At 49.0% G+C, this 13,342-nt stretch carries 11 protein-coding genes and 1 tRNA gene; 4 read left to right on the top strand and 8 right to left on the bottom strand.

What is annotated here, in order from left to right:
- Positions 1-51: 51 nt before the first annotated feature.
- The 7 genes from tsaB to J2Y43_RS08780 form a co-directional block, all read right to left on the bottom strand.
- Positions 52-747 carry a tRNA (adenosine(37)-N6)-threonylcarbamoyltransferase complex dimerization subunit type 1 TsaB gene (gene tsaB, locus J2Y43_RS08810; RefSeq protein ID WP_309992538.1) on the bottom strand — a complete coding sequence of 232 codons (696 nt, stop codon included), beginning with the start codon at positions 745-747 and terminating at the stop codon, positions 52-54.
- Positions 748-789: 42 nt separating this feature from the next.
- Positions 790-2,442 carry a S41 family peptidase gene (locus tag J2Y43_RS08805; RefSeq protein WP_223406239.1) on the bottom strand — a complete coding sequence of 551 codons (1,653 nt, stop codon included), beginning with the start codon at positions 2,440-2,442 and terminating at the stop codon, positions 790-792.
- 6 nt (positions 2,443-2,448) lie between these two features.
- Positions 2,449-2,865 carry a ribonuclease P protein component gene (locus tag J2Y43_RS08800; protein ID WP_309992541.1) on the bottom strand — a complete coding sequence of 139 codons (417 nt, stop codon included), beginning with the start codon at positions 2,863-2,865 and terminating at the stop codon, positions 2,449-2,451.
- 108 nt (positions 2,866-2,973) lie between these two features.
- Complete coding sequence (gene rpmH / locus J2Y43_RS08795) at positions 2,974-3,132, bottom strand: 50S ribosomal protein L34 (protein WP_015813300.1); 159 nt, start codon at positions 3,130-3,132, stop codon at positions 2,974-2,976.
- Between the two features lie 357 nt (positions 3,133-3,489).
- A complete protein-coding gene (locus tag J2Y43_RS08790; protein WP_223406243.1) occupies positions 3,490-3,714 on the bottom strand; it encodes a hypothetical protein in 225 nt (74 codons plus the stop codon).
- A gap of 231 nt (positions 3,715-3,945) precedes the next feature.
- Entirely contained in the window at positions 3,946-7,068 is a 3,123-nt protein-coding gene (locus J2Y43_RS08785) for an ATP-binding protein (protein ID WP_309992549.1), read from the bottom strand.
- A gap of 91 nt (positions 7,069-7,159) precedes the next feature.
- A tRNA-Met gene (locus J2Y43_RS08780) sits at positions 7,160-7,232 on the bottom strand.
- 108 nt (positions 7,233-7,340) lie between these two features.
- Here J2Y43_RS08780 and J2Y43_RS08775 point away from each other — a divergent pair.
- The 4 genes from J2Y43_RS08775 (at position 7,341) to J2Y43_RS08760 (ending at position 12,351) form a co-directional block, all read left to right on the top strand.
- Positions 7,341-9,296: a sulfatase-like hydrolase/transferase gene (locus tag J2Y43_RS08775; RefSeq protein ID WP_309992552.1), complete on the top strand. Its 1,956-nt coding sequence runs from the start codon at positions 7,341-7,343 to the stop codon at positions 9,294-9,296.
- A 45-nt stretch (positions 9,297-9,341) separates the two neighbouring features.
- The gene (era, locus tag J2Y43_RS08770; RefSeq protein WP_223406249.1) at positions 9,342-10,265 is read left to right on the top strand and encodes a GTPase Era; all 924 of its coding nucleotides are present in this window, start codon (positions 9,342-9,344) and stop codon (positions 10,263-10,265) included.
- Between the two features lie 64 nt (positions 10,266-10,329).
- On the top strand, positions 10,330-11,640 hold the full coding sequence (der, locus tag J2Y43_RS08765) for a ribosome biogenesis GTPase Der (RefSeq protein WP_015813305.1): 1,311 nt from the start codon (positions 10,330-10,332) through the stop codon (positions 11,638-11,640).
- Between the two features lie 321 nt (positions 11,641-11,961).
- Complete coding sequence (locus J2Y43_RS08760) at positions 11,962-12,351, top strand: hypothetical protein (protein WP_309992558.1); 390 nt, start codon at positions 11,962-11,964, stop codon at positions 12,349-12,351.
- Positions 12,352-12,413: 62 nt separating this feature from the next.
- Here the strand turns inward: J2Y43_RS08760 and J2Y43_RS08755 are convergent, their stop codons facing one another.
- Positions 12,414-13,250 carry a fumarylacetoacetate hydrolase family protein gene (locus J2Y43_RS08755; RefSeq protein WP_309992561.1) on the bottom strand — a complete coding sequence of 279 codons (837 nt, stop codon included), beginning with the start codon at positions 13,248-13,250 and terminating at the stop codon, positions 12,414-12,416.
- Between the last annotated feature and the right edge of the window lie 92 nt (positions 13,251-13,342).

The following is a 13,342-nucleotide window of genomic DNA, read 5'->3' as shown; positions in this document are numbered from 1 at the left end:
CTAACAACAAAATGTGGCCGATTGTTTGGCAAACCTCCTAAAATCCGCAGTTCACTGTACCAATGTGCTGGCTTTCCGCGGCGCGGGAGACATGAAATCTTTCAGGTAGTAAGGCTCAAAGGACGCGACGTCCTCGAATTGGCCATTTTGGAATGCAATCGTGCCCAGCTGACCGACGGTTCGCGCAGATGGCTTAATATCGATCGCAGGGAAGACCGCATTGGAATGCTTTTCCAAAATCGGCTTGCATTTCGCAGCGCCATCTCCAAAGAACACGACCTGGCGCTTCGCCAGCAGGTCTTCAAATGAAGTTTCATTCATAATCACTGCCTGTGTTTCCTGCACAAATGCATTGTTTTCATCCAGAACCGCGGCGTAAACCTCCATTCGGCGCGCGTCGATCATCGGGCAGAACAAATGTCCCGGGTAGAACGGCGCGAGCTGTAAAGCCATTGCCTGCAATGTATTGATGGCGATCAGCGGCTTTTCGAGCGCGTAGCACAGGCCTTTGGCCGTGGATACGCCCACGCGCAGGCCCGTATACGAGCCGGGGCCTTTGGCGACCACGATCGCGTCGATGTCCGAAAGTCCGAATCCCGCGTGCGTAACGCTGTCACGCATGAGCGTGGTGAGCATGGCCGACGAGGATTTATCCGTAAAAAGATCGTAGGCAGCCAGCAAGCCGGTGTCGCTGTGAACGGCCACTGAGCATCCGCGGATCGAGGTGTCGATACTGAGTAAGAGCATATAAAAACAAAAAGCCCGCCGCGAGCGACGGGCCGGATGGTATTATTTCTTTTTCAAAATCTGGCTGTAACGCGCCGGGTCTTTGAAGAGTGCCAGCGCCGCTTTTACTTCGGGGTCTTCATTGAAAGATGCTTCCCGCATGCCTTTTTCCAGATAGTAATGCTTGATGATCTCTTCTTCCAGGATCTTTTTGATCTCCGGTTTGAAGATTTGCAGGTCATTATCCTTGCTGTGTGACAGTTTGGATTTCAATGCTTTCAGTTGATCCTCAATTACTTCCAGTGATTTCTCCTTTTTGGCAGAAGCTTCCAGGTCTTTCAGGTCGCGTTCTACCTGGGTGGTATAGTCGTATTCCTTGTCGCCCAGCCATTTCGTGAATGCGGCATAGTCTGCGTCTGTCAGTTGGAATTCCTTCGCGGATTTAATGGTCGGGTGCTCGAAATGGTATTTCACCGCATAATCGAAGAACAACCGGTTGCGACCCAGTGAAACGGCCAACGGAGAAAAGTTTTCCTTTTCCGTAATGATATCAGGCAAGATACCGCCGCCGTCGAATACCACGCGACCATTGCGCGTTTTGAACTCGGTCATGAGCGAATCGGGAATCTTGCCCACGCTGCCGTCGTCGTTGCGGTGGCTGTAATCGATCGCCTGGATACACCGGCCGCTTGGAATGTAATATTTGGCGGTAGTGATCTTCATTTTGGTATTGAATGAAAGGTCGCGTGTGGTTTGCACGAGGCCTTTTCCGTAAGTTCTCTGGCCGATCAGTACGCCACGATCATAATCCTGAATGACGCCCGAAACGATTTCCGCTGCCGAGGCACTGCGGTTATTGGTCAGCACGACAACGGGTATTTCGGTATCCAGTGCCGGGTTGTAAGCCGTGTAGGTTTTGTTCCACTCGCTCACTTTTCCTTTGGTCGAAACCACTTCTTCGCCCTTGGGAATGAATATATTCGAGATTTCTATCGCCATATTCAGCAATCCGCCCGGGTTATCGCGCAGGTCGAGCACGACGGATTTCATGCCCTTCCCTTTCAGCTCCTGGAATGCATTGCGGACTTCGCGAGAAGCGGTTGCTGTGAAGTCTTTCAAATCGATATAACCCACATCCTCGTTCAGCATCCCGTAGTAAGGCACGTTGGTCACCTTCACGATATCGCGGTTCAGCGTGATTTCGAGTGGTTTGGTAATACCGTAGCGTTTTACAGTAAGTTTAACGGCAGTTTGGGTCTGGCCTTTAAGCAGTTTGCCGGTATCAAAGTCTTCGCGAGTAGACAGGTCGATATCGTTGATTTTCGTAATCTCGTCGCCGAGCTGCAATCCTGCTTTTTGCGCGGGGGTGTCTTCGTACACCATCATCACGGTATGCTTGCCATCGGCGGAATTGACCATCGCCCCAATGCCGTTGTATTTGCCGGTGGTCATGGTCATGTAATCCTCGATGTCGTCCTCGGCATAATATACGGTGTACGGGTCGAGGGAACGCAGCATATTGTCGATGCTGGTCTTGATCAGCTGGTTGGGATTGATCTCATCGACATAGTACGCGTTCAATTCCTTGAAAAGCGTGGCATAGATGTCCAGATTTCGCGCGATTTCGAAAAGGCGGTCGTCCTGACGGAACGAAACGAATGCCAGCCCGCCTACGACAGGAGCTGCCAGCAAAATGGAACGAAGATACTTTTTCATCTATGTTCAGGAATTGGATTGTTCTTTGAGAAAGGCAGGCGGCAGCTTTTCAAGCTTTTTGAGTGACTGCTTCATGGCCGTTTCAATAACGTCGTACGAGGTTATTTCTTTTGCAAGATACAAAAAAGCAATGTAGGAAGGGCGCGTTTCGGCGGGTAATGCCACGAGCGCGGATTTGTGCAGCCGGTAAGTTTCACGGCAGCGTCTGCGGATCAGATTGCGGTCAACCGCTTTCTTGAAATTCCTTTTGGAAATGGAGAAAAGTACTTGTGGAAGCGGAGGGGGGGCTTCGGGGGCGTAGATATACAGCACCCTGAATGGATAAAGGTAGAACGTTTGAACCTCCGGGCTGCCCTTTTTGAAAAGCCTGCCGATGATACGGAGGTTACACAGCCGCTCGTTCTTACCAAATGTTTGTTTCAAGTTCTTGTAGAAAAAAATGTCTGATAAGTTCGTGATTTACAAACTTATCAGACTATGAAGACTATGTGTCCCAGACTCCCGTCCTCTACTCAAACCTTCAAGCGTGGCTTATTGCTTGTGACGTTTTTCGTCAGAAACAGTCAGTTTCCAACGGCCTTTTTTACGACGGCCAGCAACTACTTTGCGTCCGTTTGCCGTGGACATTCTTTCACGGAATCCGTGCTTGTTTCTCCTCTTGCGATTCGATGGTTGAAAGGTACGTTTCATCTCAGTATCAAATTATTGCGATATAAATCTCTGTCTACCCGTAATTTTGGCTTGCAAAGGTAGATAAAAAAATTAATCAAGTCAAAATTTCTGTATTTTTTTCAGAAATAGTCTGTTAGCGAGACTGTTTCTGACGGAACTTCTTCCTCAAAACGGTTCAAAAAACCAGTATTGGCATCGGTGGAAACCCCGGTGTCGGCACATTCCGTCGTTCATGCAAAGATACAACCAGGCACATTTTCAACACGGGCGGCGCGTGGCCGGTGGCAGGAATGCGGGAAAAGAAATTGTCAGGAATGAGAAGGGTGAGGCAACAAATGCCGGAATGGGGAACTGTCTGCAAAGGGCGGGACTGTCCTAGGCCGACATCAAATTATAGGCCGAATAGTTTTTAGTAAACGATTCGCGCACGTCTTCAATCTGATGCGTCAGAAGCCAGGTCCTGAAACGGATGGCATCCTCCGCCTCGTGGTGAACGATGCGTCCTCCCGAGAGCAAAAGCGTGAAAGTTTTGTGTGTTTGCAGAAAGCGGCGAATTTGCGCTGCACTATGGTCGAAGCCGGAGAAATAAGGGTTTGTCATAATCATATTCGCATGGCATCATGAATAAATCAACGGCAAGATACAAAAGTGTAGGTTTTGTTTTATAAAAATGTAGAATAAATTTAATACACACCCTTAATTCTTTCAAAAGTAACGAAAAAAGTGTAAAATAATATGTCACCGATGATAAATAGATTTTTATCTAACTGTTTATTGCAGAAAAGTAAATGATTGATAATGATAGGAATACGGCGAAATTCAGAAAGGGTGCTATTGTAGCTGCTCGCGGGAAGCGAGCGTGTCGAATACGAGATGAAATTCGCAGCCGTTGTGGTTGTCTACAAAAACAGAAAGGCCGATCAGTCGCGCCACTTCCTTGACGATCACAAGGCCGAAACCTTTCGGGGATGCATTGCCGTATGATTCGGAATGCGCAGAATCCGGGTTGTTGAACCATTCGCGGATTTCCTCATCGATGCCTTTGCCCGAATCCGCTATGACGAGGTGCACCGCATGGCCCGAAACATTCGAAAATATGCGGATCTGACCATTGCGGGCATATTTGCTCGCATTGTCGATGAGATTGTGGATCACTACCGACAGCAATTCCGGGTTGGAGCGGACGGTGAGGCCGGGCGGCACGTCGGTTGCCACATCGTTATTATAGAGCAGAAATACCTTTTCAAACAATTCCAGTTTCCGGGCAATCAACTCTGAAAGGTCTGTCTCTGACATTTCCACTTTATTGTGGTAAAGTGTCGTCCGCACATAGCTTAGCAGGTTGTCGAGGAAATTGGTCATCTGCACGAGGCTTTGCTCCAACGCATTGCCTACCTGGTTCAGCATTTCGCGTTGGCCCAATTCGTTGAGTTTGGGAATCTGCCGCGATGCCTGCGTAACATATTTCAGCGGCGCGCGCACGTCATGCGTAATGGATGCGATCAGGTGCGCCTGAATGTTCAATTGGCGGCTCAGCTCGGTTTGCGATGCTTTCAGGGCGGAGGTGCGCTCGGTAACTGCGCGTTCCAGGTCCTCATTTTGCCGTTGGATTGTATCAGTCCGCCATTTGGAAAAAGCGTAAGTCCCCAGCAGCAGCACGCACAGAAGCACTATCCGGAACCACCAGGTTTCAAACCATTTCGGCGCGACGATCAGAACCAGCTGTTTCGTGGTATAATTGTTCGGGCCAAATCCATTTGGTTTGCGGATCGAGAGCGTGTACCTCCCGCTGCTAAGGCCGTTGAATGCGACCTCTCCTGTCTCGGCGACTGGTAGCCACGAGCCGGTTTGACGGCTGTTCGATAGTTGATAATCGATCTGCGCGTTGTCGGCGGTCCCGAAATAAGGGGTTGACACCGAAAGTTTAATGAATTCAAAATTTTCGTCGAGCCTTAGGGTGTCCGAGTAGTCGAGCCGTTTTCCATTGTATTCTACCCCATCGATGAGCAATGTTTTGTTGGGCAGCTCGGGGCGGATCGCGGAAGGGTTGAAGTATACCAGTCCGTTGATGGAGGGAAGTGAGAAGAACCCATTGGGCAACGTAAGCGAGCAGGGGGTGCACCCGCCGTTGAACTCATTGGTGGGAAAGCCGTTTTTATAATCATAATACATATAGTACGGACTCCGCGAAATGTGCTGTGAATAGGCACGCAAGTCACTGATGCTGACCTGAAACAAACCCTTGTTGGTAGGTACCCAGAAAAACCCGTTTTTATCTTCTATAATGCAATGCGCCGATGCCAGATGCCTTTTTCTGTCGAGCGGGAACGTAGTAATACGGTTGTTTCTGAGCAGAAAAAGGCCTTTCTCCCACGTTGTTCCCCAAATTTCCGTCGTGTCGGCCACCCTTCGCACCATAAGCGAGCGAATGTGCCGGCCGGCGAAGTTTTTGATTTTTTCGGCACGGTACCCCGGAATCGAAAGGCGGTACAGGCCGTTGTGTGTCCCGACCCAGAAAACTTTTTCACGTAAGTCCCGCCTTTTTTCCTGCTGGATGTAGGAAATGGGAGCAGTGAGCCCGGCAATGCGGACGCTTGTCCATTTGAACGTCCGGATATCGAATTTCCGCAATTCTCCATGCCGGAAACCCGACCAGAGGTTCCCGTCGAGGTCGGCATAGGAAATGGTGACCTCTTTCCCGAAATACCATTTTCCCAGACTCCTCGACCCGTCCCGATCGAACAAGTGGCGGGTTCCGCCGCGTAGGCTGGTCCACAAATAGCCGTTTTTCATCAGGAATGGGTTCAGGCTGCTTATTTTTTGGATAGAAGGGAGTGTTGCAGCAGCTTTTGAGAAAATGTCGAACGTGCCCGAGCTGGTCAGGATGTAACGGTCTTTGTAGAGGCTCTGCTCGTGAAAGGAAAAGCCCTCGCTGCCCTTGAAAGCGGCAAAATGCTTTTTTGTAAAAAGGAATAGCCCTTTGGTATGGCTGCCGAGCATCAGCAGCCCGGTGTTTTTGTCGTAAAAAGAACTGATAATATTTTGCTTGCCGGTATCAAAACCTTCAATCAACATCCTGGTCGTAAAAAGGTCCTTTCCCAGCACGGACACGTCGTAGATTTTGTCTCCGAAAGCGATCAGCGGTGACTGGGCGAAGGTATTCCACAGGAGCTCAATGCCTGGGTAGTGCATTGTACTTCGGGCGGTTCCTGCCATATCACCGGAAATAGTAATGGGGTGTGGGCCTGCCTTGTCGATGCGCGAAATGCTTCCCTGCGACCGGTTTAACAGGTACAGCTCCTGCCCGACGGTAAAGTAATCGAGGACCTTTTGTGCAGCGTTGCGAACCCTGTATACTTGTTTGCCATGGTTAAAATAGGCCACTTCACTCGTGTCGCAGCGGAAATAGCGGTTTGGGCCTACTGTAAAAACGGCATTCTTCCAGTGGTCGTTGTAAATATGCCGGTTGGACAGCTCGAATGCCATGATCGTGCCCTTCTCGGGAGCATTGTACATGTCTGTGGCGCCGAATTTCTTTTGATAGGGGATGGTTTCGGTTATCTTGCCGTTCGCTATCTGGTGTGCGGTGTTGGTCTCGTCAAGAAAATAGAGTTTAAAATCTGACGGGCCTCGAAAGCTTTGAAAGAGATGGTTAGAAGCTAGTTTTGAGTTGGAATTCGTAAAAGTGTGAAAATGCCTTCCATCAAACCGCACCAGTCCGTCTTCTGTGGCCAGCCAAAAAAAACCAGCCTCGTCGCGTGCGATGGATTTGATGCTGTTTTGAGGTAAACCGGTTTCGGCGGTATAATGCGTAAGCCAGTAGTTGTCCGATTTAAATGCGATTTCCTGCGCTTTGGCAGGGGGAAGCAGGTAGTTTAAAGAAAGGATAATGCACAGCAATTGCAGCGCAAAGAAAATGCCGTTGAGAAATTTCAGGCGGAAATTGCGGCTCATCAATTCTTTATTGTGCAGGGATGGTGCAAAGTGCAAATAAATATCACAAACACAAAAAAGCCACCTTCTTTCGAAAGTGGCTTTGGCCTAGTAGCGGGAGCTGGACTCGAACCAGCGACCTTTGGGTTATGAGCCCAACGAGCTACCAACTGCTCCATCCCGCGGTGTCGTTGAATTGGAGTGCAAACATACAACAAATGTTTTACAGAAAACAACTATTTTTGTGAAAACTTTTTAAAAAAGTTTGCCTCTAACGTTCTGACATCGATTTTATGAGTTCATATTCAGTCGCTTCCGGTTTCGGATGGCGCATTCATCAGGTGCTGCTGATCAGGTTGCTCGGCATCATGATCCTGTTTACCGTTTGCCGGATTCTCTTTTATTTCTTCAATCAATCGTTTTTTCCGGATGTTTCGCTGGCATTAGCGCCGCGTTTATTCCTCGGCGGATTGCGTTTTGACCTCGTGGCGGTGCTTTATACGAATATTCTTTACGTGTTCCTGACGCTCATTCCTGTCACATTCAAGTACCGGCCCGCGTTCCAGAAGTTTCTGGATTACCTTTTTATCTTCACCAACAGCATTGCCCTGCTCGCTAACTGCGCCGATTTCATTTACTACCGTTTCACGATCAAAAGGAGCACGTGGTCGGTTTTGCAGGAGTTTTCGCATGAAAACAACATGCATAAGCTGTTCGGCGGCTTTCTGGTGAATTACTGGTATGTGGCGCTCGTATGGGTGCTGTTGGTGATGGCAGTAGTGTACCTTACGCGGCGCTGGCGGATTGGCGCTAAACCCTTGCGCCCGGCCTGGCAGATATTCCTCGTTCACAGTGTATTGATGACCGTTGCGGTTTTCCTTTTTATCGGAGGGGTGAAGGGTGGCTTCCGGCACAGTACCCGCCCGATCACATTGAGCAATGCGGGCGAATACGTCGACAAGCCGAAGGAGATGTTCATCGTGCTGAACACACCTTTCTGCATTTACAAAACCCTGAAAAGCTCCGATTACCAGCGGGCGGACTTTTTTAAATCGGAGCAGGAAATGAATGCGGTTTACTCACCGATCCACCATCCCGACCCGAATGCGCCCGCATTTCGTCCGAAAAATGTCGTGATCCTGATCTGGGAAAGTTTTGGAAAGGAAATGGTAGGGACATTTAACCGCGACCTGGAAAACGGTACCTACAAAGGCTACACGCCATTTATCGACTCCCTCATGCAGCACAGCAAAGTGCATTGGTATTCATTCGCGAATGGCGCCAAGTCGATCGAGGCGATTCCGTCGGTGCTTACGAGCATTCCGGGCATTATGGAGCCGTTCATTCTGACGCGCTACACGGATAACAAGCTTCCCAGCCTGCCCGAAATGCTGCAAGCGAAGGGCTACCACACCTCATTTTTCCACGGAGCGCCCAACGGTTCGATGGGTTTCAAGGCATTTACCAACCTGATCGGTATCAAAGACTATTATGGTAAAACCGAATACAACAACGATGCCGATTACGACGGTATCTGGGGCATTTGGGACGAAGAATTCTTGCAGTTCTGGTCCAAAAAGCTGGATACTTTTCAGCAGCCGTTCATGAGCACGTTGTTCACGGTTTCCTCGCACGACCCATACAAGGTGCCTGCGCGCTACCAGGGCAAGTTCCCGAAAGGCCCACTGCCGATTTATGAATGCATGGGTTATACCGACAATGCGTTACGCCGGTTCTTCGAATCAGCAAAAAATAAGCCCTGGTTCAAGAATACATTATTTGTGATTACCGCCGACCACGCGGCCACATTTGCGCATTACCCTAAGTACCAGACCTCGGTCGGAAACTTCTCGATCCCGATTCTTTTTTATGCGCCGGATGACGACACGATGACAGGAACGGACAGTTCCCGGCTCGTGCAGCAAATCGACGTTATGCCTTCGGTATTGAGTTATCTGCATTACGACAAACCTTATTTCAGTTTTGGAAAAAATGTCTTCGGGAACCCTCCGCTCAACTTCGCTGTCAACTATGATGGCGCCTATCAATGGTTCAATGGGCCATATGTTTTGCAATTTGATGGCCGGAAAACCGTAGGTTTGTATAAATATCAGGAAGACAAGCTTTTGAAAAATAACCTTGCAGGCCGGGTTCCGGAGGTTCAAGGGCCTATGGAATTGCAGGTTAAGGCATTTATCCAGCAATATTCGAACCGGATGCTGGACGACCGGCTGACGGTAACACCCTAGGTGCCACGTTTTTGGGAAGCTGAAAAAAGTGAAGAAGTAATTTTTATGGAAGAAAAAGCCGAAAATAATACCGAATTGCGAAACCACCGGGCTGGTTTCGTAAGCATTATCGGAAAGCCCAACGTAGGGAAATCGACGCTGATGAACGTGCTCGTGGGCGAAAGAATGTCGATCATCACCTCTAAGGCGCAAACGACCCGCCACCGCATTATCGGGATTTTGAATGGGAAGCACGAGGATATCCCGTTCCAGCTCGTGTACTCCGATACACCGGGGGTAATCAAGCCGTCGTACAAGCTGCACGACTCGATGATGACTTTTGTGAAAGGGTCGCTCGAAGATGCCGACGTGGTACTTTTTGTCGTAGAAATAGGGGAGAAAGCCGCCGAGCACGAGGTGTTGCCGCTGCTGAAACGTACCGAATCACCGGTGGTTTTGGTGTTGAACAAAATCGACTTGTCGAACGACGAGGAGGTGAAGCAGAAAATGGCTGAATGGGAGAACGAAATCCATCCCGCGGCTATTATCCCGATCTCCGCATTGGAGAAAGCGAATATCGGCACGTTGTTCGACGCCGTGGTGACGCGCCTGCCTTTCCACCCGCCTTATTTCGATGAGGATGAACTAACCGACAAGCCGGAGCGTTTCTTTGCTTCGGAAATCATCCGCGAAAAGATCTTCTTGAATTACCGCCAGGAAATTCCATACAGCTCCGAAGTAGTAATCACTGAATTTAAGGACAAGGACGACATCATTGTGATCCGCGCAGAAATTCTGGTCGAACGCAAAAGCCAGAAAGGGATCATTATTGGTGAAAAAGGGGAAATGCTGAAAAAAGTCGGTACGCAGGCCCGTCAAGACCTCGAAGACTTCTTTGGCAAGAAAGTTTTCCTCGAACAACACGTAAAAGTAGAGCCGGATTGGAGAAGTAAGGAGAATAAGCTGCGCCAGCTCGGTTATCAGGAATAAATTTTAAATAAAACGAATGAAGAGCAGGTGCCAGACCGGCTCGGATCATATTAATAGTAAGAAAATGGCAAATGTAATATCGATTGTTGGTCGTCCGAACGTGGGCAAATCCACTTTGTTCAACCGCCTTACTGAAAGCCGGAAGGCCATTATGGACAACCAGAGCGGCGTAACCCGCGACAGGCACTACGGTTACGGCGAATGGACCGACCAATATTTCACAGTAATTGATACAGGAGGTTATGTGGTAGGCTCGGAAGATATTTTCGAAGGCGCTATCCGCGATCAGGTGGAGCTCGCGATCGAGGAATCGACCGTGGTACTTTTTATGGTAGACACCATGACCGGCCTCACCGACCTCGATAAAGACTTCGCAAATGTGCTCCGCCGCTTCAATAAGCCGGTTTACCTCGTAGCCAATAAAGCCGAAACGACCGAGCGTTACCAATCAGCCGGTGAATTTTATGAACTAGGCTTAGGGGATGAAATTTTTGCGATTTCCGCACAAACCGGCTTCGGTACGGGTGAACTGCTTGATAAGGTAGTAACGCATTTTGAAACCGCAGGTATCGAAAACCCGGAAGAAGGCATTCCCCGCATTGCCATCATGGGACGCCCGAATGTAGGTAAATCCTCGTTCCTGAATGTACTTACCGGCACTGATCGCAGCATCGTTACCGACATCGCAGGCACTACGCGCGACGCAATCCACACGCATTACAATGCATTCGGAATGAATTTCATTCTGACCGACACTGCCGGGATCCGAAGAAAATCACGTGTGAAGGAAGATATCGAATTCTATTCGACCCTCCGCTCGGTGAAAGCGATGGAGGAATCGGATGTCTGCATTGTCCTGCTCGACGCTACATTGGGGCTTGAAGGCCAGGATATGAACATCATCGGCCAGGCTGACAAGGCCAAGAAAGGCATTGTGATCATGGTCAATAAGTGGGACTTGGTTGAAAAGGATTCCAAGACGGCCGATCAGTACAAAAAAGCATTGCTCGAAAAGCTCGCACCGATGAACTACATGCCGATCATCTTCGCGTCGGTTGTGGAGAAGCAGCGCATTCACCAGGTAATGGAGAAGGCAATGGAAGTTTATCAGAACAAAACCAAAAAAATCTCGACTTCGAAACTGAATGAGGTAATGCAGGCGGAGATCGAGAAATATCCGCCACCGGCACACCGCGGCAAGTATATCAATATCAAATACATGATTCAGCTGCCGACGCCTTCGCCGACATTCGTGTTTTTCAGCAGCCATCCCAAACACGTGAAAGAGCCGTATTTGCGCTATCTGGAAAACCGTTTGCGCGAGAACTTCGATTTTTCGGGTGTACCGATCACGATATTCTTCCGCGAGAAATAGGAGGGAAATGAGACAAGCAAGAAAGCGCCGGCGGGATTTTTTCCCGTCGGCGCTTTTGCAATTTATCCGTAACCAGCTACTGTTCAGCCGGAAATTTCTACGGTTCGTCTTTTTTAGCAAATCTCGAGCAACCTTTTATATTACTTTTACATCTGTTATCCGGCCAGCCACGGTACTTTGAGAGACTTCTGAAAGAATTTTCGAAAAAAATGTTAAAAACAAGGTACTATGTATTGCAAGATACCTAATGAAACATATATATTTGTAAGGTCAATTAGTTACACATAATTCCGCTGAATTCTTAACGATTGCATACAAGCCATGAAAACACTCAGAATCTTAATATTACTTACAATCATCAGCCTGCAAGCCAGCGCAACAGGCTATGTACACAACATGTTTGTAGCGCACAGAAAGTTGCAATCAGGCAAGGAATGTGTAACCGAAAGAGCAATAGCAAGGAAGGCCAAGCCTGCTTTGAAAGCGAAAGCACCCGTACAGGTGAAGCACGCCGGAGTGATCAAAAACACCAGCGCGGGCGCACCGGCTTCTCAAATCATGACATTGAATGCCCGCATTCTGGAAGCAGGACCCGCGGCATTATTTGAAAATGAATCCGAAGAAAATGAAGGTGAATCGATGGTAAGCAAGCTGGTGGGCGCGGTGAGATGTGTGATCTACACCTTTATCCCTAAGCTGGGCCATTCGTAAGCGATACTGTTATTTAGTGAAAGCAAAAAGCTGCGGGATCAACTCCCGCAGCTTTTTGCTTATTAGCCTACTGTATTGGTGAGTGTTCCAATCGGCTCGATGGTAATATGCACCACGTCGCCGGCTTGCAATGTGAAATCCGATGATGGCACGATGCCTGTTCCTGTCATGAGATAGGCGCCTTGCGGAAACGACATTTCGCGGTAAAGGAAATGCAGCAGTTCCTCGGGTTTGCGCTTCATTTGAGATAATGAAACTTCTCCATTAAATACTTCTTCGCCCGCCCGCACGATCGAAAGATCGATCACCGTGTCGGCCCCCAGCTTTTCTTTAAATACATAAAGACAAGGTCCTAATGCCGCGCTGCCGGTGTAGGATTTGGCCTGAGGCAAATACAGCGGATTTTCGCCTTCGATGCTTCGGGAACTCATATCGTTGCCGATGGTATAACCTACCAATGCACCTTCCGAAGTAGCGAAAAGAGTCAATTCCGGTTCGGGAACGTCCCAGGTTGAATCCTTACGAATGCGTACCGTACCGTGGTGGCCTACTACCCGCCATGCGGTCGATTTGAAGAACAATTCGGGACGTTCGGCTTCATACACGCGGTCGTAGAAACTGCCGCCTCCTGCTTTTTCGGATTCTTCCATCCGCGCCGTGCGGCTTTTGAAATACGTCACACCCGATGCCCACACTTCCTGGGTACCGATAGGCGCCAGCGCCTCGGGCATGGGGAAATCATCGCTGAATGTCAGGGGGATAAGGCTTTGCGTCTGGCCTTCGAGCCATTCGTACAGGTTATTCCTGTTCACCACGACATCCCAGTCGGTTTCGTGGAGGCGGTAGAAAATGTCCTCGTTTTCAAGGAGGATGCCATTTTCGGTCTTATATAATTTCATGAAATGCAGATTTTGGTTTTGCCTGAATAAGTCCCCCACGGGGCGTCTTTACTGATGAATACGGACAGGAAAGTGTTTCAGGCCACTGAAAT

Origin of the sequence: Dyadobacter sp. BE31 (genome assembly GCF_031457695.1) — a bacterium.
In the GTDB taxonomy this organism is placed as follows: domain Bacteria; phylum Bacteroidota; class Bacteroidia; order Cytophagales; family Spirosomataceae; genus Dyadobacter.
The sequence above is the reverse complement of the archived record's forward strand: the minus strand, read 5'-3'. Positions and strand labels throughout refer to the sequence as shown.